The sequence below is a fragment of the Streptomyces sp. NPDC096205 genome (genome assembly GCF_044763135.1).
Lineage (GTDB): Bacteria > Actinomycetota > Actinomycetes > Streptomycetales > Streptomycetaceae > Streptomyces.
In genome coordinates this window covers 1,045,458-1,065,001 of record NZ_JBIWFS010000002.1, presented here as the reverse complement: position 1 = coordinate 1,065,001, position 19,544 = coordinate 1,045,458, and the positions used below count along the sequence as shown (strand labels likewise).

The 19,544-nt window shown below is 72.9% G+C and carries 19 protein-coding genes; 6 read left to right on the top strand and 13 right to left on the bottom strand.

Annotated features, from left to right (window positions below):
• Positions 1–180 precede the first annotated feature (180 nt).
• The 7 genes from ACIQ6Y_RS11265 to ACIQ6Y_RS11235 form a co-directional block, all read right to left on the bottom strand.
• Positions 181–1,149: an N-acetylglucosamine kinase gene (locus ACIQ6Y_RS11265; protein WP_404035718.1), complete on the bottom strand. Its 969-nt coding sequence runs from the start codon at positions 1,147–1,149 to the stop codon at positions 181–183.
• A complete protein-coding gene (locus ACIQ6Y_RS11260; protein WP_404035716.1) occupies positions 1,140–2,405 on the bottom strand; it encodes a 6-phospho-beta-glucosidase in 1,266 nt (421 codons plus the stop codon). The genes ACIQ6Y_RS11265 and ACIQ6Y_RS11260 overlap by 10 nt, the downstream gene beginning before the upstream one ends.
• Before the next feature lie 6 nt (positions 2,406–2,411).
• The gene (locus ACIQ6Y_RS11255) at positions 2,412–3,284 is read right to left on the bottom strand and encodes a carbohydrate ABC transporter permease (protein ID WP_404035713.1); all 873 of its coding nucleotides are present in this window, start codon (positions 3,282–3,284) and stop codon (positions 2,412–2,414) included.
• Positions 3,281–4,225, bottom strand: a complete 945-nt coding sequence (locus tag ACIQ6Y_RS11250) for a carbohydrate ABC transporter permease (RefSeq protein WP_404035710.1) — start codon at positions 4,223–4,225, stop codon at positions 3,281–3,283. The genes ACIQ6Y_RS11255 and ACIQ6Y_RS11250 overlap by 4 nt, the downstream gene beginning before the upstream one ends.
• Positions 4,226–4,227: 2 nt before the next feature.
• The gene (locus ACIQ6Y_RS11245) at positions 4,228–5,565 is read right to left on the bottom strand and encodes an ABC transporter substrate-binding protein (RefSeq protein WP_404035707.1); all 1,338 of its coding nucleotides are present in this window, start codon (positions 5,563–5,565) and stop codon (positions 4,228–4,230) included.
• Positions 5,566–5,624: 59 nt separating this feature from the next.
• Positions 5,625–6,836: an ROK family protein gene (locus ACIQ6Y_RS11240; protein ID WP_404035704.1), complete on the bottom strand. Its 1,212-nt coding sequence runs from the start codon at positions 6,834–6,836 to the stop codon at positions 5,625–5,627.
• Between the two features lie 265 nt (positions 6,837–7,101).
• On the bottom strand, positions 7,102–8,187 hold the full coding sequence (locus ACIQ6Y_RS11235; RefSeq protein WP_404035701.1) for a mechanosensitive ion channel family protein: 1,086 nt from the start codon (positions 8,185–8,187) through the stop codon (positions 7,102–7,104).
• A gap of 325 nt (positions 8,188–8,512) precedes the next feature.
• On the opposite strand from ACIQ6Y_RS11235, the gene ACIQ6Y_RS11230 reads away from it, so the two are divergent.
• Complete coding sequence (locus ACIQ6Y_RS11230; RefSeq protein WP_404035698.1) at positions 8,513–9,049, top strand: HNH endonuclease; 537 nt, start codon at positions 8,513–8,515, stop codon at positions 9,047–9,049.
• 91 nt (positions 9,050–9,140) lie between these two features.
• On the opposite strand, the gene ACIQ6Y_RS11225 is transcribed toward ACIQ6Y_RS11230, so the two are convergent.
• From ACIQ6Y_RS11225 to ACIQ6Y_RS11215, 3 genes are read right to left on the bottom strand one after another with little or no spacing between them, the layout of a single operon-like run.
• Positions 9,141–10,508, bottom strand: a complete 1,368-nt coding sequence (locus tag ACIQ6Y_RS11225) for an ABC transporter permease (RefSeq protein ID WP_404035695.1) — start codon at positions 10,506–10,508, stop codon at positions 9,141–9,143.
• On the bottom strand, positions 10,505–11,209 hold the full coding sequence (locus ACIQ6Y_RS11220; RefSeq protein ID WP_404035692.1) for an ABC transporter ATP-binding protein: 705 nt from the start codon (positions 11,207–11,209) through the stop codon (positions 10,505–10,507). Before ACIQ6Y_RS11220 ends, ACIQ6Y_RS11225 begins: the two co-directional genes overlap by 4 nt.
• On the bottom strand, positions 11,206–11,739 hold the full coding sequence (locus tag ACIQ6Y_RS11215; protein WP_404035689.1) for a PadR family transcriptional regulator: 534 nt from the start codon (positions 11,737–11,739) through the stop codon (positions 11,206–11,208). The genes ACIQ6Y_RS11220 and ACIQ6Y_RS11215 overlap by 4 nt, the downstream gene beginning before the upstream one ends.
• Positions 11,740–11,917: 178 nt before the next feature.
• Between ACIQ6Y_RS11215 and ACIQ6Y_RS11210 the strand changes: the two genes are divergently transcribed.
• The 3 genes from ACIQ6Y_RS11210 to ACIQ6Y_RS11200 all read left to right on the top strand — a co-directional run bounded on the left by ACIQ6Y_RS11210 (position 11,918) and on the right by ACIQ6Y_RS11200 (position 14,667).
• On the top strand, positions 11,918–12,121 hold the full coding sequence (locus tag ACIQ6Y_RS11210; protein WP_404035686.1) for a hypothetical protein: 204 nt from the start codon (positions 11,918–11,920) through the stop codon (positions 12,119–12,121).
• Positions 12,122–14,233: a 4-alpha-glucanotransferase gene (gene malQ, locus ACIQ6Y_RS11205; RefSeq protein WP_404035684.1), complete on the top strand. Its 2,112-nt coding sequence runs from the start codon at positions 12,122–12,124 to the stop codon at positions 14,231–14,233. It begins immediately after the preceding gene.
• Positions 14,234–14,409: 176 nt separating this feature from the next.
• Positions 14,410–14,667, top strand: a complete 258-nt coding sequence (locus ACIQ6Y_RS11200) for a hypothetical protein (RefSeq protein ID WP_404035681.1) — start codon at positions 14,410–14,412, stop codon at positions 14,665–14,667.
• Positions 14,668–14,776: 109 nt separating this feature from the next.
• Here ACIQ6Y_RS11200 and ACIQ6Y_RS11195 read toward each other — a convergent pair whose 3' ends face one another.
• Positions 14,777–15,370 carry a TetR family transcriptional regulator gene (locus ACIQ6Y_RS11195; RefSeq protein WP_404035678.1) on the bottom strand — a complete coding sequence of 198 codons (594 nt, stop codon included), beginning with the start codon at positions 15,368–15,370 and terminating at the stop codon, positions 14,777–14,779.
• A 194-nt stretch (positions 15,371–15,564) separates the two neighbouring features.
• Here ACIQ6Y_RS11195 and ACIQ6Y_RS11190 point away from each other — a divergent pair, with 194 nt between their 5' ends.
• A complete protein-coding gene (locus ACIQ6Y_RS11190; protein ID WP_404035675.1) occupies positions 15,565–17,046 on the top strand; it encodes an FAD-dependent monooxygenase in 1,482 nt (493 codons plus the stop codon).
• Between the two features lie 77 nt (positions 17,047–17,123).
• Positions 17,124–18,188 carry a DUF2332 domain-containing protein gene (locus ACIQ6Y_RS11185; RefSeq protein ID WP_404035672.1) on the top strand — a complete coding sequence of 355 codons (1,065 nt, stop codon included), beginning with the start codon at positions 17,124–17,126 and terminating at the stop codon, positions 18,186–18,188.
• Between the two features lie 250 nt (positions 18,189–18,438).
• On the opposite strand, the gene ACIQ6Y_RS11180 is transcribed toward ACIQ6Y_RS11185, so the two are convergent.
• Together ACIQ6Y_RS11180 and ACIQ6Y_RS11175 are read right to left on the bottom strand one after the other, a co-directional pair.
• Entirely contained in the window at positions 18,439–18,897 is a 459-nt protein-coding gene (locus tag ACIQ6Y_RS11180) for a GNAT family N-acetyltransferase (RefSeq protein WP_404035670.1), read from the bottom strand.
• A gap of 14 nt (positions 18,898–18,911) precedes the next feature.
• Positions 18,912–19,430: a MarR family winged helix-turn-helix transcriptional regulator gene (locus ACIQ6Y_RS11175; RefSeq protein ID WP_404035667.1), complete on the bottom strand. Its 519-nt coding sequence runs from the start codon at positions 19,428–19,430 to the stop codon at positions 18,912–18,914.
• Positions 19,431–19,544: the final 114 nt, after the last annotated feature.

Here is a 19,544-nt window from a genome sequence, read left to right as displayed (position 1 = left end):
CCGGCCCTGCACCGTGGGAGTCGTCCCCCGGCACCGGCCCCGCACCGCGGCAGTCCTGCGGCAGGCGACCCCGACAGCTTCGCCTGCCCATGAATACGCCCCGCGAACCGGTTCGGTTCCCTCGTGTCCCGATGGGAGGAGGGCGCCGCAGGCGGTGTGCGCGGGGCGTACACGGGGTGCTCAGGCGAAGTGGTCGCGCAACCTCGCCTGGGCGTCGGTGTTCGCGCCGGTGCGGTCCAGGCCCAGGAGGGCCGCGCCCATGACCGGGCGGGCGGTGACGACGTGCGGGACGGCCTTGGGGGCGCGGGCGGCGAGGCGGGCGTGGATGCCGTCGTCGAGGAGGGCGTGCCGGGCGGCGAGGATGCTGCCGCCGAGGACGACGGGTGTCTCCTCGGCCAGCAGGTCCAGCCGGGCCAGGGCGACCGTGGCCATGGCGACGACCTCGTCGGCGAGCCGGTCCACCAGCGAACGGGCGACCGGGTCGCCGTCGGCGGCCGTGGCGAACAGCACCGGAGCCAGCTCATGGCGCCGGGCCTGAGGGATGTGCTCCAGGTACAGCGCCTCGATGAGCGCGGACATGGAGTCCAGGCCGAAGTGTGCGGGCAGGGTGTGCGCGAGGGCCGTCGGGCCGCCCCGCCCGTCCTCCGCGCGCGCGGCGTGGAACAGCGCCTCCTCGGCCATCCCCCAGCCGCCGCCCCAGTCGCCGGAGATCCGCCCGACCGCGGGGAAACGGGCCGTACGGCCGTCGGGGCGCATGCCGACGCAGTTGATGCCGGCCCCGCACACCACCGCGACCCCGCGCGGCTCGGCGACCCCGGCGCGCAGGATCGCGAACGTGTCGTTGCGGACATCCACGGACGTCCCCCACCCGCGCGCATGCAGCGCCGCCGCCAACTGTTCCTCCTCCACGGGGAAGTCGGCGTTGGCCAGGCATGCCGACACATGGTCGACGCCGGCCACCCCCGCCTCCGCGAAGGCCCGCCCCACCGTCTCGGCGACACTGTCCACGGCCGCGCGCACACCCACCGCGGGCGGCCGGAACCCGCCGCCGCGCGCGGTGGCCAGCACTTCCCCGTCCGAGGCCACGACCGCGACATCGGTCTTGCTGTTGCCCGCGTCGACGGCGAGCACGGCCGCTCTCACGCCCACGCGAGGTGCTCCCGGTTGTGTGCGATCAGCCGGTCGGTCAGCGCCTCGGCGTACTCGTACTGCCCCACCAGCGGATGGGCCAGCAGCGCCCGGAACACCCGCTCGCGGCCGCCGTGCAGGGCGGCCTGGAGCGCCAGGTCCTCGTACGCCGTCACGTTCGCCATCAGGCCCGCGTACAACGGGTCCACCGAGGCGACCGGCAGCGGGGCCGGTCCCTGCGCGCCCACGGCCGCCTGCACCTCGATCACGGCGTCGTCCGGGAGGAACGGCAGCGTGCCCCGGTTCAGCGTGTTCACCACCTGGTACGGGCTGCCGCCGCCGCCCAGCAGCGCGGCCGCCAGGTCGACGGCCGCCTCCGAGTAGAAGGCCCCGCCCCGCCGGGCGAGCAGTTCCGGCTTCTCGTCCAGCGCCGGATCGCCGTACATCTCCAGCAACTGCCGTTCCATGGCCGCCACTTCCGCCGCCCTCGACGGCCGCGTGCGCAGTTCCCGTACGACCTCGTCGTGTGCGTAGTAGTAGCGCAGGTAGTACGACGGGACCACGCCGAGTCGGTCGAGCAGGGGGCGCGGCAGGTGCAGGTCGGCGGCGATGGCCTCGCCGTGGTCGGCGAGCAGCTTGGGCAGGACGTCCTCGCCCTCGGGGCCGCCGAGGCGGACGCCGGTCTCCCAGGTGAGGTGGTTGAGTCCGATGTGGTCCAAGTGCACCTGCGAGGGCTCCGTGTCCAGCAGCGCGGCGAACTTGCGTTGCAGCCCGATCGCCACGTTGCACAGCCCGACCGCCTTGTGGCCGGCCTGGAGCAGGGCCCGGGTGACGATGCCGACCGGGTTGGTGAAGTCGATGATCCAGGCGCCCGGGTTGGTGCGGCGCACGCGCTCGGCGATGTCCAGGACCACCGGCACGGTCCGCAGGGCCTTCGCCAGGCCGCCCGCGCCCGTCGTCTCCTGGCCGACGCAGCCGCACTCCAGCGGCCACGTCTCGTCCTGCTCCCGGGCCGCCTGTCCGCCCACGCGCAGCTGGAGCAGCACGGCGTCCGCGCCGGCCACGCCCGCGTCCAGGTCGGCGGTCGTCACGATCCGGCCGGGGTGCCCCTGCCGGGCGAAGATCCGCCGGGCCAGGCCCCCGACCAGCTCCAGGCGCTCGGCCGCCGGGTCGACCAGCACCAGCTCCTCGACCGGCAGAGTGTCGCGCAGGCGGGCGAAGCCGTCGATCAGTTCGGGCGTATAGGTCGAACCGCCGCCGACCACGGTGAGTTTCACGTGTGTCTAACCCTTCACTCCGGTGAGCGTGACACCCTCGACGAACGCCTTCTGGGCGAAGAAGAACACGAGGATCACGGGGGCCATGACCAGAACGGTGGCGGCCATGGTCAGGTTCCAGTCGGTGTGGTGCGCGCCCTTGAAGGACTCCAGGCCGTAGGACAGCGTCCAGGCGCCGGGGTTCTCGGAGGCGTAGATCTGCGGGCCGAAGTAGTCGTTCCAGGCGTAGAAGAACTGGAAGAGCCCCACGGCCGCGATGCCAGGCTTCGCCATCGGCAGCACCACCCGCAGCAGGGCGCGCAGTTCGCCGCAGCCGTCCACACGGGCCGCGTCCAGGTACTCGTCCGGGATGGTCAGCAGGAACTGGCGCAGCAGGAACACCGAGAACGCGTCGCCGAACGCCATCGGGATCAGCAGCGGCCACAGCGTGCCGGACAGGTCCAGCTGCTTCGCCCAGAACAGGTACATCGGGATCACGACGACCTGCGGGGGCAGCATCATCATCGAGATGACCAGCATCAGCGACAGATTCCGGCCCCGGAAGCGGAACTTGGCGAGCGCGTAGGCGACCGGGAGCGACGACACGACCGTGAGGACCGTGCCGAGCCCGGCGTACAGCAGCGTGTTGCGCCACCAGGTCAGGAAGCCGGGGGTGTCGAAGACCTTCTTGTAGTTGCCCCACTCCCAGGTGTCCGGGATCAGATCGCGGCTGAGCGCCTGGCTGTCGCTCATCAGCGAGGTCAGGAACACGAACACGAAGGGAAGGGTGAAGAACAGCGCGGCGGCGATCCCGAGGGAGTGGACCGCGATCCACTCCAGGGTGGCCTTGCGGCGCGCGACGGGCGTCAACTCCACCGGCTTTTCGAGTACGTACGTCATCGGTCACCTGCCTGGATCAGACCGCCCCGGCGGCGCATCAGCAGCGCGGTGAACGCCATCGACAGCGCGAAGAGCACCAGCGCCACCACGCACGCCGAGCCGTAGTCGAAGCGCTGGAAGCCGAGGTTGTAGACGAGCTGGGGGAGGGTGAGGGTGGACTTGTCGGGGAAGCCGGGCTCGAACTGCGTGCCCGAGCCCTGGATGACACCGGAGGCCACCTTCCCGGCGACCAGCGGCTGCGTGTAGTACTGCATGGTCTGGATCACGCCGGTGACCACGGCGAACATCACGATCGGGGAGATGTTCGGCAGCGTCACGAACCGGAACCGCTGCCACGCCGACGCCCCGTCCAGCTCGGCCGCCTCGTACTGCTCCTTCGGTACGTCGAGCAGCGCGGCCATGAAGATCACCATCAGGTCGCCGATGCCCCACAGCGCGAGCAGCGTGAGGGCGGGCTTGGACCAGTCGGGGTCGCCGAACCAGCCCGGTGCCGGCAGGCCGATGCCCTCCAGCAGCGCGTCGACCGGCCCGGTGCCGGGGTTGAGCAGGAAGGCGAAGGCCATCGTCGCGGCGACCGGCGGGGCGAGGAAGGGCAGGTAGAACAGGGTGCGGAAGACACCCGTGGCCGTCTTGATCTTCGTGATCAGCAGGCCGATGCCCAGTCCGAAGGTGACCCGCAGGGTCACCATCACCACGACCAGCCACAGGGTGTTGCGCAGGGCGGGCCAGAACAGCGGGTAGTGCTCGAAGACGTAGACCCAGTTCTTCGTCCCGCTCCAGGCCGGCGGCCGGAAGCCGTCGTAGTGCATGAAGGAGAAGTACAGGGTCGAGATCATCGGATACGCGAAGAACACGCAGAACCCGATGATCCAGGGCGACATGAAGGCGGCGGTACGCAGCGCCGCCCGGCGGCGCTTGGCACCCAACGTGTACGTGCTCATGGCTACTTCGCCTGCGCGATGTCCGTGTCGATCTGCTGGGCGGCCTTCCTCAGGCCGGCCTTCAGGTCGGTGACCTTGCCGCTCTCGTAGTCGTAGCCGAGCTGCTGGATCGTCACCAGGTACACACCGCCGTTGACGGACGCGGGCGTGGTGGTGGAGTGCGGGTTCGCGGCGATGTCCAGGAAGGTCCTGAAGCGCGGGTCGTACTTCAGCTTCGGGGACTTCAGGGCGTCCAGAGTGGAGGGCACATTGTGGATGGCGTTGGAGAAGCCCACCACCGCGTCCGTGTCGGTGGTCATGTACTTCACCAGCTCCCAGGCCGCGTTCTGCTTCCGGCTGGTGGCCGCGACGCCGGCGATGGTGCCGGTGATGTAGCCCTTGCCGTACTGGTCCGCCTGGTCGTCGGGCACGGGCAGCGGGGCCACGCCGATCTCGAAGTCCGGCTTCGCGTCCGACGCCATGCCGAGCCGCCACTCGCCGTCGAGCTGCATGGCGACCTGGCCGGTGTGGAAGGGGTGCTTGGGTCCCCACTCGTCACCGAGACCTGCCCGGTAGGTCTCCAGCTTCCTGAACCCGCCGAGGTCGTCGACGAGCTGCTTCTGCATCTCGAAACCGGCCTCGAAGGCGGGGTCCTCGGCGATGTTCGACTTGCCGTCGGGGGTGAAGTAGGTGGGGGAGAACTGCCCGAAGTAGTGCTCGGTGGTGGTCTCCCAGCCGTGGTAGTTCGGCATGAAGCCGAGCTGCTTGTACGAGTTGCCCCGGGGGATGGTCAGCTTCTTGGCCGTGGCGGCGAACTCGGACCATGTCCTCGGCGGGGCGTCGATGCCCGCCTTCTCGAACGCCGTCTTGTTGTAGTAGAGGCCGTAGGCGTCGCCCAGCAGCGGGACCGCGCAGCGGTTGCCGTCGAACTGGGTGTACTCGTTCATCGCCTTCGGGAACGTCTTCGCCGGGTCGATGCCCGCCTTCTCGAAGAACGGGTTCAGATCGACCAGCGCGCCGGAGGAGCAGAACTTGCCCACGTTGTTGGTGGTGAAGGAGGAGATCACGTCCGGGGCCTTGGAACCGCCCGCCCGCAGCGCCTGGTTGATCTTGTCGTCCGTCATGTTGCCCACGACGGTGACGTGGATGTTGGGGTGTTCCCTCTCGAAGCCCGCGACCAGCTCCTTGACCGCCGCGACCTCGGACGGCGCGCTCCAGCCGTGCCAGAAGGTGAGCGTGGTCTCCTGCGAGGGGTCGTCGGAGGCACCCGCGTCCGAGGAGCCCGTACAGGCGGTGGTGAGCAGGGCGAGGGACGCGGAGGCGGCGAGCGCGAGCGTGACTTTTCGCGATATTCCGGGCATGGCGAAGCTCCCAGGGGGACCGGGGGGACGGGTGAGGGACTGACGGGGGGGCTCGGGGCTCAGCGAGAGGTGTCGAAGACCTCGTCGCGCGTGGTCGCGAGCGCGCTCTCCAACGCGCCGCGCAGCACAGGGTGTTCGGTCACATCGCCTACGACGAGACGGGGCCGGGTCGCGGCCAGCTCGGCCAGCTCCGCCTGGACCAGGCCGCGCAGCACCTCGCCGCCCGCGGTCAGACAGGCGCCGCTGAGGACGACGAGTTCGGGGTCCAGGACGGAGACCAGCGAGGCCAGACCGGTGGCCAGCCGGGTCGCGTAGGTCTCCAGGAGGCTGCGGTGGGGGCCGCTCGCATGATCGGCCGCGCGCGCGACGAGGGCCGCGGCGACCTCGGCGTACGGCCCGGAGGGGATGTCCTCGATGCCGAGTTCCCGGGCGAGCCGGGGCACCGCCTGGGAACCGGCCAGCTCCTGGTAGCCGCCGCTGTTGGCCCGGGTCACCTGGCGGACCAGGGGTGCGCCCGGCACCGGCAGGAAGCCGACCTCGCCGGCGCCGCCGGTCCAGCCGCGGTGCAGCCGGCCGCCCAGGACCAGGGCGGCGCCGAGGCCCCCCTCGTTCCACAGCAGCACGAAGTCGCCGTGGCCCCGGGCCGCGCCCAGTCGCTGCTCGGCCAGGGCGACGAGGTTGACGTCGTTCTCGTACTCGACCGGCATCGGCAGCGCGGCGGCGAGTTCGTCGAGCAGCGCGGGGGAGTGCCAGCCGGGCAGGTGCGAGGCGTAGCGCAGCCGGCCGGTGGAGGGGTCGAAGGCGCCGGGGGTGCCGATGACGAGCCGGTGGACGTCGTCCCGGGTCAGCCCCGCCGCCTTCACCGCGCCGTCGAGCGCGGCGGTGACCTGCTGCACGACGGGCTGCGCGGGGCGGCGGCCGGGCGTGGCCAGCTCGAACTCCCCGACGGTCGCGCCGGTGATGTCGGCGACGGCGGCGCGGATGCGGTCGGGCGTGACGTCGAGCCCGGCGGCATGGGCGGCGCCCGGGTCCACGGCGTACAGCTGGGCGCTCGGCCCCGGTCGGCCCTCGCTGGTGCCGGTCACGCGGACCAGCCCGGCGGCCTCCAGGCGGGCGAGCAGCTGCGAGGCGGTCGGCTTCGACAGGCCCGTCAGCTTGCCGATCCGGGTGCGGCTCAGCGGCCCGTGCTCCAGCAGCAGATCCAGGGCGGCCCGGTCGTTCATGGCACGCAGCACGCGGGGGGTACCCGGCGTACCGGCGGTTCCTGCCATGTCGACACCTGCCTTTCGGGGGCCAAGCTTCTCACGCTGTGCCGCGCTCGGAAAGATCACTGTTAGGAAGGTTTCCTATCAGTGGCAGGAAGGTATGCCGGGCGGGGACGGGCCGTCAATAGGCGGCAAGGAGGCGCGCGAGATGGAGCGCAGAAAGGGGGCGCGCGAGATGGAGCGCAGAAAGGGGGGCGCGCGAGATGGAGCGCAAAAAGGAGGCGGCGCCCCGGGCTGTCCGGGGTGCCGCCTCCGTCTGTCGGTGCGCGAGCTACTTCGTCGTGCTCGGCGGCGTCAGCGGTGAGGCCGCCGAGGCCTGCGGGGAGGAGGTGTTGGCGAACGCCGAGGGGGCGGCCATGCCGGCGGTGGGGTCCGACTCGCCGGACTCGGCCGGAGCCGGGATGCCCCCGACCATGTGGATGCCCACGTTGTCGAGAGCCCGCTTGATGCGCCAGCGCAGTTCGCGCTCGATGGTGAGGGACTTGCCCGGCATCGTCTTCGCGGAGACGCGCACGACCATGGAGTCCAGCAGCACACTGTCCAGGCCGAGGGTCTCGACCGGCCCCCAGAGGAGCTCGTTCCAGGGCTCCTCCTTCGACATCTTCTCGCCGACCTCCGACAGCACGGCCTTCACCTCGTCCAGGTCCTCCGTCGGGCGGACCGTGACATCGACGCCGGCCGTGGCCCAGCCCTGGGAGAGGTTGCCGACCCGCTTGACCTCGCCGTTGCGGACGTACCAGATCTCGCCGTTGTCGCCGCGCAGCTTGGTGACCCTGAGGCCCACCTCGACGACCTCGCCGGAGGCGACGCCCGCGTCGATCTGGTCGCCGACGCCGTACTGGTCCTCCAGGATCATGAACACGCCGGAGAGGAAGTCGGTGACGAGGTTGCGCGCGCCGAAGCCGATCGCCACGCCCGCGACACCCGCCGAGGCGAGCAGCGGGGCCAGGTTGATCTCGAACATCGCCAGGATCATCAGCGCGGCCGTGCCGAGGATCACGAAGCTGGCCACCGACCGCAGCACCGAGCCGATCGCCTGCGAGCGCTGCCGGCGCCGTTCGACATTGACCAGCAGGCCGCCGATCGCCGTGCCGTCCACCGCCTGCGCGGTGCGGTTCATCCGGTCTATCAGCTTGGTGATCGCCCGCCGCACCGCCACCCGCAGCACCACCGCGATCACGACGATCAGCAGCACCCGCAGCCCGATGGCGAGCCAGGTCGACCAGTTCTCCTCGACCCAGCTCGCGGCCTGGGTCGCGCTCTCCTGGGCGTCCTGGATGCTCGGGACCGAGGGCGCCGTCCCCGAGGGGGACGGGGCCGGACTCGCGGCGGCGAGCAGGGCGGGCAGGAACGACACGTCGGGTACCTCCAGGTGCAACGGTCCGCCCCCCGGCAGGTGGTCAAGTCGTTCAAGGTCACGAAAAGGTCACCGGAGGGCAGGCTCACCACACTATCGGGGCATCGTGTGCGGATCGGTGCGGTGTTCGAGGGAGAAACCGTGCGGACCCGGGGATGAACAGGGGGGATGAACCGTTCACGATCCAGGGGAGGAATCAGATGTGGTCGAAAACACTCCCAGCCCGTTACCGGGACATGGTGGCGCGTTCACCAGGCCTGAGGGGAGACTGACTGCAGATCGTCCCGGCGCGAGCCACGCGCCGCCGGCGTACAAGGAGGCATCCGTGCCGCATGTCCTGGTCCTCAACGCGTCGTACGAGCCCCTCGGCGTCGTACCGCTCCGCCGCGCGCTCGTCCTCGTCCTCGAGAACAAGGCCATCTGCCTCGAGGAGTCCGGCGCCTTCCTGCACAGCGCAACCGTCACTGTCCCCGCACCCAGCGTGGTCCGGCTCAAGCGATTCGTGCGGGTTCCCTATCGGGGGCCCGTTCCTCTGACCCGCCGTGCGCTGTTCGCGCGCGACGGGGGCCGGTGCATGTACTGCGGTGGCGTCGCAACCAGCGTCGACCACGTCATCCCGCGCAGCCGCGGGGGCAAGCACGTCTGGGACAACGTGGTGGCGTCCTGCCGCCGCTGCAACCACGTGAAGGCCGACCGCCACCTCGGCGAGATCGGCTGGCGGCTGCGCCACAAACCCGCTCCGCCCACCGGACTGGCCTGGCGCATCATCGGCACCGGCCATAGGGACCCGCGCTGGCTGCCCTACCTGCAGCCGTACGGTGCGGACGACGCCCTGGCCCGGATCGACGGCATCTCCGCCTGACCTCGATCCGGGCTTTCGCATTCCCGACGCCGCAGCGCCGCGACGGGACCGGGGAGACCCCCGTCCACCCCGGTCCCCGTGCCGTGCGCGCTCAGGCGTACCGCAGCTCCGCCGGCCGCAGGGTGCGCCGCAGCAGGGGCAGGGAGGTCGCCGCGGCCAGCAGCGTCATGCCGTACACCGCGACCGGCACCAGCAGCCCCTCCCACGGCACCGACGCGGCGCCGTCGTCGGTGAGCGATGCGTACCCGGTGCCGACCACCATGCCGCCGAGCCCCGCCAGCAGCACCGCCGGCGCCAGCGGCAGCGCGGTCTCCAGGAGCAGGGCCCGGGCCAGCACCCGCTGGGGCACTCCGGCGGCGGTCTGCGCGGCCAGGCCGCGACGCCGCGAGGCCAGCGACTCCGCGGTGCCCACGGCGAGCGCGCCCAGCGTGATCAGCAGGGCCAGGCCGATCGCGGCGCCGGTCAGGTCGAGGCCGGTGGTGTAGAAGGACGTGTCCTCCGCGAGGTGCTTGTCCGACTCCAGCACCTCCAGCATCGTGTGCCGGACCCCGGCGAACCCGGTGCCGACGACCGTCACCAGCAGCACCGCCGCATGCGTACGGGCCGCCGCCCACGGGTCGTCGCGCAGCCGCTCCGCGGCGATCAGCACCGCCGCGCTGTCGGTGCCCGCCGCCAGCCGCCGCCCGGTCAGCTTCGACGTGGCCCCCGCCAGCCACAGCGCGCCCATGCCGACGACGAGCACCCCGGCGAGCACCGTCAGCGGGCCCTCCGGGCCGGGCCGCGGCTCGTCCGCCAGCCGCACCAGCGACACCACCGCCAGGCCGATGAACGTCAGCGCCGCCAGCAGGAAGGCCGCACCCGGCCGGGACTGCCGCCGCACCCGGCGCACCTCGCCCAGCGGTGAGGCCACCACCCGCCGCAGCGCAAGGACGCTGACCAGCGCGCCCACCACCGGCACCGCGCACGCCACCACCGCGATGCCCGCCCAGGCCAGAGCGGGCGCCTCGGTCCACTCCCGCAGCAGGAACAGCACCGCGAAGACGGTGACGACCGCCGAGCCCACCGCGCAGGCCAGCCCCGTCTCGGCCGCCGCGATCCGCCGCACCTGCCAGGGCGAGGCCCCCGCCAGCCGCAGCCCCGCCAGCCGCCGGTCCCGGTGCACGGCACCGATGCGGGCGCACTGGCCGAGGAACCCGAACACGGGCACCAGCAGCAGAAGCAGCGCCACGATCACGCCCGAGCGCTCTCCCGGCCGGTCGAAGAGACCGTTGCCGACGGACACCCGGTACTGGCCCTCCATCGCCGCCAGCACCGTCGCCGCCAGCGCGAACCCGGTCGCGAGCAGCGCCCCGAACGCGGTCAGCGCGATCCGCCACCACTCGCGCCGGTCCGAGCCGGACACCAGCAGCCGGGCCAGCCGCAGATCGGCGCCCAGCCCCCTCAGCGCCCCCGTCCTCATCGGGTCACCGCCGACGCGTCCGCGCCCTCGGCCACCACCGTGCCGTCGTGCAGCGTCACCTCGCGGTCGGCGTACGCCGCCACCCGCGCGTCATGCGTGATCAGCAGCACGGAGATGCCCGCCTCACGGGCCGTGTGCGCCAGGGCGGTCATCACCTGCTCCCCGGCCAGCGAGTCCAGCGCGCCGGTCGGCTCGTCGGCGAACACCACCTTCGGCCCGGTCACCAGGGCCCGCGCCAGGGCCACCCGCTGGGCCTGGCCGCCGCTCATCTCACCGGGCCGCAGCTCGCCCTGCCCGCGCACCCCGAACCGCTCCAGCCACTCCGCCGCCACCGCCCGCGCCACCGTACGGCCCCGCCCGGCCAGCAGCAGCGGCAGCGCCACGTTGTCCAGCGCGGTCAGCTCCGGTATCAGCTGCCCGAACTGGAACACCACCCCGAACTCGGTGCGCCGCAGCTCGCTCAGCCGCGCCTCCGGCAGCCGGTCCAAGCGCTCACCGCCGTAGAGCACCTCGCCCTCGTCCGGGCGGACGATGCCCGCCAGGCAGTGCAGCAGCGTCGACTTGCCGCTGCCGCTGGGCCCGGTGACCGCGAGGATCTCGCCGGGCGCCAGCCCGACGGAGGCGCCGCGCAGCGCCTGGGTCGGGCCGTGCGTCTTGACCAGGCCACGGGCTGTGAGGAGCGGGGTCGTGTCGGTACTCATACGGTGTCCACCTCCGCGGTGAGGGAAGCGAGCCGGGCGCCGGTGGTCGTCATCCAGCGCAGATCGGCGTCGAGATGGGTCAGGGCGTAGTCGGCCGACAGGACCGTCGACAGATCCGCCCCGGGAGCGGTCTTGACCGCCGTCAGGTCACGCATGCGGGCCATGTGCGCCGCGCGCTGGTCGCGCAAGTACGCCTCCGGGTCGCCGGCCGCGAGGATCGCGACCACGACCTTGGCGAAGATCTCGTTCGCGACGAACGGCGCGGGCGGCGTCACCTCGGCCGCCCAGCGCGCCAGTTCGCGCGCCCCGGCCTCGGTGGTCCGGTACAGCGTGCGTTCCGGGCCGCCGTCGGAGTCGGTGCCGTCGACCTCGGCCAGTCCGTCACGGACCAGGCGCTGCAAGGTCGTGTACACCTGCCCGTAGGCCAGCGGGCGGGCCTGCGGGAAGCGTTCGTCGTGCCGTCGCTTGAGGTCGTAGCCGTGGCTGGGACCCGTGGCGAGCAGCCCGAGCAGGATGTGGCGGGTGCTCATGGAGATCATTATGTACTCAGTACATGTACTGAGTGAATAGTCGGGAGGGGAGTGTTCCCGAGGCCCGCAGGGATTGTGGCGACTCGCGGTATTCGTCATCTGTGACGTCTGCGGTCGCGCCCGCTGGGTAGGGCTGTGTTGGTCCGACGCATGTGTACCCCTACCGAAGGAGCCCCCCGTGGCCGCATCGGCACACCTTCTGCTCTCGGCCCTGTCCAAACGCCCGGCGGAGCCCGCCACGGCCGCGCCCGTGCGCGTGTTCTCCGCCGAGAGCGCCTGCTCCCAGGCCCCGCTGACCAGCGAACCCCCGCTGCCCGACGCCGCACCCCTCACCAGCGAGCCGCCGCTCGCCGCCCCGGACGCCCACTCCACGAGGCCGTAGATGACCGCACCCAGCCCGGACCGCCCCCTGGACGAGGAGCTGGCCCGACTCGCCGACCTGCACGGCGTCGCCACCTCCTACCGGCCCGCCCCCGACCGCACGGTCACCGCCTCACCGGCCGCCCTCGTCCGCGTCCTCGCCGCCCTCGGCGTCGACGCGAGCACCCCGGACGCCGTACGCGCCGCGCTCGCCGCCCGGGAGCGGGAGACGGGCCTACGGCTGCTGCCGCCGACGGTCGTGGTGTGGCAGGGGGCGGACGGCGGCCTGCCCGAGCTGCCGGCCGGGACCCGGCTGCGGGTCGAGACCGAGGACGGGGCCGTCCATGAGGGGTCCGACGGGGCCGTCCTCGAAGGTTCCGTCGAGGGGCTGCCCGTCGGGGTGCACCGGCTTCAGGCCCACGCGCCGGACGGACGCACCGCCCAGGCGCATCTGATCGTCGCCCCGGACCGGTTGCCCACCCCGCCGGGACGGTCGTACGGCCTGCTCGTCCAGCTCTACTCCCTGCTCTCCCGGCGCTCCTGGGGCATGGGCGACCTCGGGGACCTCGGCGAGCTCACCGCCTGGGCGGGACGGGCGCTCGGGGCCGGGTTCGTGCAGGTCAACCCGCTGCACGCGGCCGTGCCCGGCAGCCCCACCGACCCCTCGCCCTACCGGCCCTCCTCCCGCCGCTTCCCCGACCCCGTGCATCTGCGCGTCGAGGACGTCCCCGAACTCGCCTACGTCGACGACCGCGAGCGCGTCGCCGGGCTCCTGGAGCGCGCCGCCCGGCTCAGGGAGTCCGTGCTCGACAAGGGCGCGCTGATCGACCGGGACGCCGTATGGGAACTCAAGCGCGAGGCCCTCGAACTCGTCCGGGCCGTGCCCCTCGGCCCCGGTCGGCGGGCCGCCTACTGCGACTTCCTCGCCGCGCAGGGCCGCGACCTGGAGGACCACGCCACCTGGAACGCGCTCGCCGAGGTGTACGGCGGTGACGTGCAGCAATGGCCTGCCGCGCTGCGCGACCCGCGCTCGGCCGAGACCGCCCGCGCCCGGACCGAGCTGATGGACCGGGTCGACTTCCACACCTGGCTCGCCTGGCTCACCGACAGCCAGCTCGTCGCCGCGCAGCGCGTCGCCCGTGAGGCGGGCATGCCGGTCGGGCTCGTCCACGACCTGGCCGTCGGCGTGCACCCCGGCGGCGCCGACGCCTGGGCGCAAGCCGAGTACTTCGCCGCCGGCATGTCGGTGGGCGCCCCGCCCGACGCCTTCAACGCCCACGGCCAGGACTGGGGCCTGCCGCCCTGGCGCCCCGACCGGCTGGCCGCGTCCGGCTACGCGCCCTACCGCTCGCTGCTGCGGGGCCTTTTCCGCTACGCGGGCGCCCTGCGCATCGACCACGTCATGGGCCTCTTCCGGCTGTGGTGGGTCCCGCAGGGACTCCCGCCCACCGAGGGCGCCTACGTCCGCTACGACGCCGAGGCCATGCTCGCCGTCCTGGTGCTCGAGGCCTCGCGGGCCGGGGCGGTCGTCATCGGGGAGGACCTGGGGACGGTCGAGCCGGGTGTGCGCGAGGCCCTGCGGGAGCGGGGCGTGCTGGGCACGTCGGTGCTGTGGTTCGAGCGCGACTGGGAGGGCGACGGGCTGCCCCTGCCGCCCTCCGCCTGGCGCGCCGACTGCCTCGCCACCGCCACCACGCACGACCTGCCGCCCACCGCCGCCCGGCTCACCGGCGAACACGTCGAACTCCGCGACCGGCTCGGGCTGCTGGGCCGTCCCCTCGCCGAGGAACGCGACGAGGCCGCCACGGACGTCGCCGAGTGGCTGGCCCTGCTCACCCGCCTCGGCTTCCTGTCCGGCACCGGCGGCGGTTCCGACCTCTCCTCCGAGGAGGCCGAGGTCCAGGCCGTCCACCGCTTCCTCGCCCGCACCCCGGCCCGCCTGGTCGGCCTCTGGCTGCCCGACGGCATCGGCGACCGCCGCCCCCAGAACCTCCCCGGCACGTGGGACCAGTACCCGAACTGGCGCCTCCCCGTCGCCGACGCCGAGGGACGCCCGGTGCCGCTGGAGGAACTGGCGGAGTCGGGGCGGCTGCGGGCCTTGGTGGAGGTGCTGAGGGGGGAGGTGAGGGGGTGAGGGGGAGGGCGTAAGGGGAAGCCGCCGACGGCGAGCAACGGAAGAGGGAGAGTCGCAGGTCTCGGCCGACTTGTCACCGGCGCTGCGCGGGTGGGAGAAGGAGACAACAGCGCCCCGAGCCGAATAACGGACCCCCGGACGAGCGCCCCCAACAGACGTTCGCTAACTTTGGCACCGTGGACAAGAAGAACGCCCTGCGCGCCGGCGCCCTGGCCGCCGGTACGACGCTGATGATGCTGCTCATGTCGTCCCCCGCGCTCGCGCTGACGCGTGACGACGGTGACGACCCCGGCACGGGCCTGAGCGTCATCGAGACGCTGGGCCAGTTCGTGCTCGCCCCGCTCGCCCTCTTCGCGGTCATCGCCGGCCTGGTGATGGTCCTCGACCGTTCGAAGGACCGCACCCCGAAGGCGAAGGCCAAGGCCCGCGCCTGACCGTCCCCCGCTCTTCCCGAGGGCGCCGACCCCGCCGCACACCCGCGGCAGGGGCCGGCGCCCTCGTTGCTTTCCGGGTGCCGCCCTCGGTGTTTCCCGGCCGCCGCTCTCAGGGGTGCGCGGCCGTCAGGTACCGCTGCACCGTGGGCGCCAGCCACGCCACGATCTCCTCCGGGTGCAGCGCGACGACCGGCGGCAGGCGCAGGACGTAACGGGTGAGCGCCAGCCCGAGAAGCTGTGTGGCGCACAGCGCGGCCCGGGTCGTCACCTGCTCGGCGTCCGGGCACACCGCGCGCGCGACGGGCAGCAACTGGTCGCGGAAGATGCCCTGCATCCGCTCGGCCCCGGCCTGGCTGGTGGCGCCGACGCGCAGGAGGGCGGTGAGGATCTCGCTGTCCTCCCACAGGCCGAGGAAGTGCCGCACCAGCGCCCGGCCGACGTCCTCCCGGGGCAGTGCGCGCACGTCCGGCATCCGCAGATCGACCGCGACGGCGGCGGCGAACAGGCCCTCCTTGTTGCCGTAGTACCGCATCACCATCGACGGGTCGATGCGTGCGTCCCGCGCGATGGCGCGGATGGTGGCGCGCTCGTAGCCGTCCGCCGCGAAGCGCTCCCGCGCGGCGTCGAGGATGGCGGCGCGGGTGGCGTCGGACCGGCGGTTGGGTGGGGCGTCCGAGGCGGGGGTGGTGGTGCCGTCTGTCATGCCAACGAGCGTAGGCCAACGTGTGTTGGCCAACAAGGGTTGGCTTGCGCGATCAGCCACCGTCGTGGTCGCGAGCTTCTGCCCACAAGTGTTGGCCAACAAGTGTTGACCCGCGCGCCCCTCGCCTCTATCGTCGTCGACGAGCGTTGGTCAACGGATGTTGGCCAACAAGCGTAGGCATCCAGGAGGCCACCATGACCGGCACCACTGGCACCGCCCGCTCCACCACCGGCGACACCGTCCGGGACGCCGCCGTGATCGTCGTCGGCTCCGGCCCCACCGGCCTCCTCCTCGCCGGTGACCTCGCCACCGCAGGCATCCCCGTCACCCTCGTCGAGAAGCGCCCCGCGAAGATCAGCAACCTCTCCCGTGCCTTCGCCGTGCACGCCCGCACCCTGGAGCAGCTCGACGCGCGCGGCCTCGCCGACGAGCTGGAGGCGGCAGGCCGGCAGCTCGACCGGCTGCGGCTGTTCGGGCGGCTCACCGTCGACCTCGCCGCGCTGCCCTCCCGGTTCAACCACCTGCTGGTCATCCCGCAGTACGAGGTCGAGAAGGCCCTGCGCCGGCGCGCCGAGGAGGCCGGGGTCGACTTCCGCTACGAGACCGAGATGACCGGCCTCGCCCAGGACGCGGACGGCGTGACCCTGAAGGTGCGCACCCCCGAGGGGCAGGAGGAGGAGCTGCGGGCCGCGTACGTCGTCGGGGCGGACGGGATGCGCAGCGCGGTGCGTCAGGAGGTCGGGCTGCCCTTCCCCGGTCACTCGGTCATCCGCTCCGTCGTGCTCGCGGACGTCCGGCTCGCCGAGGAGCCCGAGGCGCTGCTCACCGTCAACGCCGTCGGGGACGCCTTCGCCTTCATCGCACCCTTCGGCGACGGCTATTACCGGGTGATCGGCTGGGACCGCCGGCGGAACGTCCCCGACCACGAGCCGCTGGACCTGGAGGAGGTCAAGGAGATCGCCCGGCTCGCGCTCGGGCGGGACTTCGGGATGTACGACGCCCGGTGGATGTCCCGCTTCCACAGCGACGAGCGCCAGGCACCCGCCTACCGCGTGGGCCGCGTGTTCCTCGCCGGGGACGCCGCGCACGTGCACACCCCGGCCGGCGGCCAGGGCATGAACACCGGCCTCCAGGACGCGGCCAACCTCGGCTGGAAGCTGGCCCAGGTGCTCGGCGGCCACGCGGGCGACGACCTCCTCGACACCTACCAGGCCGAGCGCCACCCCGTCGGCAGGTCGGTGCTGCGCAGCAGCGGCGGCATCGTCCGCCTCGCGATGGCCAAGCGGCCCTGGACCCTCGCCCTGCGCGCCGCTCTGGCCCACTTCCTCGGCGCGGTCGGCCCCGCCCGCCGCAAGGCCGCCGGCCAGATCACCGGCATCGGCTACCGCTACCCCGCCCCCCGCGGCGCCCACCGCCTCACCGGCACCCGCGTCCCCGACATCGCCCTCGCCGGCGGCGGCCGCCTCTACGAAGCCCTGCGCGGCGGCCGGTTCGTCCTGATCACCCCGGACGCCTACGACGACGGCGGCACCCGCAAGGACCGGCTCGGCACCGCACGCTGGGCGAGCGACCGCCGTACGGCCCTGCTGGTACGCCCCGACGGATACACCGCCTGGGCAGCCGACCGAGCCACCCCGGCCGAGGTAGAGGCCGCTCTCGCCGCCCACGTGGGCTGAGCAACTCCGGCCCCGGTCGACGCCGTTCGTGAGAGGGTCGCCGTGATCGCCAGGACCGACCGCAGGGAGCAGCACTCATGGCCAGGCCCCGCACGCTCGCCGAGGTGTACCGGCGCTTCGGGGAGGTCGATGCCGCCGGGACCTCGGCGCTGTACGAGCGGGTCGCCGTCGCGCTGAGCGAGTCCGAGGCGGCCCTGCGCGCCGTCGAGGCGGCGCCGGCGAGGAAGAGGCAGCCCGCACTGATCCTGGCCGCGCTGTATGACCTGGCCCTCGCGGGACGTGCCCCGGAGCTGGCCGCCGCGTACGCCGCCGGGGACGGGGACGCCGCCGCGCGGGCGGCCGTCGAGACGCTGCTGGTCAGGGCCGACGAGGTGGCGGCCCTTGCCGTGCGTCGGCGGACGCGGACCGACGTGACGGGACGCTGTGCCGTGCTCTATCCGGCCGTCGCCGAGGCGGCGCGGCGGGTCGGCGCGAAGGCGGTGGGGCTGATCGACGTGGGCTGCGGGGCGGGGCTCAACCTCAATGTCGACCGCGTCGGCATCACGTACGGCGACGGGCAGGTGCTGGGCGATCCGGCCTCGCCCGTGCGGCTCACCTGCTCGGTCGTGGGGGACCGGCCCGTCCCGGCGCGGGCGATCCCCGAGGTCGTCGCCCGTATCGGCATCGACTCAGAGTCGGTCGATGTGACGGACGCGGACGAGGCCCGTTGGCTGCGGGCCTGTCTGCCTCCCGACCGGCCGGAGCGCCGCGCGAGGCTCGACGCCGAGCTGGCGCTGGCGGCGACGGACCCGCCGCTGCTGCTGCGCGGCGACGCCCTCGACCTGCTGCCCGACGCCCTCGCCCGGGTGCCCGAGGACGCCCTGCCGGTGGTCGCCACGACGTGGGCGCTGTCGGCCCTGCCGCCGGAGAGCCGGCTGCGCTTCCTGCAACGCCTCGACGAGGCGGCGACCGGGCGGCCGGTGGCCTGGGTGTCGGCGGAGGGCGTCGGGGTCGCGCCGGCGATCCCGACGTTCGGCGACCGCCGCGCCTCCGGCCACAGTGTCATCGGTCTCGCGGTGTTCGAGCACGCGGCCCTGCGTGCCGAGGCCGTCGGACGGTGCTGGTCACGTGGCCGCATGCTGGCGTGGCTGGCGGGCGCCTAGGGCCTGTCTTCCGGATCATGCCGGCGTCGCGGGGTCTGGCACGCGCTCCCCCACTGCCTTAAGGGCGTGGGGGGACCCCCAGCCGCGTTGTCGTCACTCGCCGACTCCCCCACTCTCGGCTTCGCTCGAGCGGGGGGACCCCCATCGCGTCGACTCCCTCCTCCGCCTTGCAGCTGCACGCACCAGACCCCGCTCGACCCGGCCAGTAGGCGGAAGCGCCTCGCAGCCGGCCTGATCCGGAAGACAGGCCCTAGCTCTTCTGCTCGCGCTCGACCGGCTCGCGGACCATGAACACGTCCACCGGGTCCTCGCTCTCCAGCCCGAACCCGTGCCGCTCGTACAGCCGGCGGGCCGGGCTGCCGTTGAGGACGTTGAGCCGGACCCGCAGCCCGTCGGCGTCGCAGCGTTCGAGCAGGGCGCGCAGGACGGCGGTGCCGACGCCGTGGCCGTGCAGGGCGGGGTCGAGGTAGAAGTGCTCCAGCCAGTGGGCGTCGTCGGCCGGGCGCAGGGCCACGCAGCCGGCGAAGGCGCCGGACACCTCGATCGCCCAGGTGTGGGCGGGGTCGAAGGAGTCGCGCAGACGCTGCCGGACTCGTACGTCGTCGTAGCGGCCCAGCCGCACCAGGTCGGGGCGCATGGCCTCGGCGCGTATCGCGACCGCCGGTTCGAGGTCGGCCGGTGTGGCCGGGCGCAGTTCCCAGTCCGCCATGGTCGTCCCCTTCCTCAGTGGTCCTGGGTGCCCGCGAGCAACTTGCGCAGCAGTACGGCCAGTTGTTCCGCCTCGGCGGGGTCCATCTCGGACAGGGCCTCGGTCTGGACGGCGAGGCCCGCGCCGACGGCCTCGTCGATCAGGGTCAGGCCCTCCTCGGTGAGGGTGACCTGGAGGCCGCGGCGGTCGTGCGGGTCGGGGGAGCGGCGCAGCAGGCCGGCGCGCTCCAGCTTGTCCAGGCGGCCGGTCATGCCGCCGGTGGTCAGCATCAGCGTGGAGGACAGCTGGCGCGGCGAGAGGGTGTAGGGCTCGCCGGAGCGGCGCAGCGTGGCGAGGACGTCGAACTCGCCGCGTGAGATCCCGAAGCGCGCGTACGCCTTCTCCATCCGGTCGCCCATCGTGCGCGCGAGCCGGTAGACGCGGCCGAAGACCTCCATCGCCTTGGTGTCGAGGTCGGGGCGTACGGCCCCCCACTGGCCGATGATCGCGTCCACCGCGTCCGGGCGGTCCTGGGGCTCGGGGTTCGGGTTCATGGGCAGGAGTATCCGCCGCGGACCGGTCGGCCGCAAGAAAGTAGCTCGGATGAAAGTAGGTCAGTGCAAAGTGGCTTGCATAAAAGTTGCTTAGCGCTAAGCTACTTCCCATCA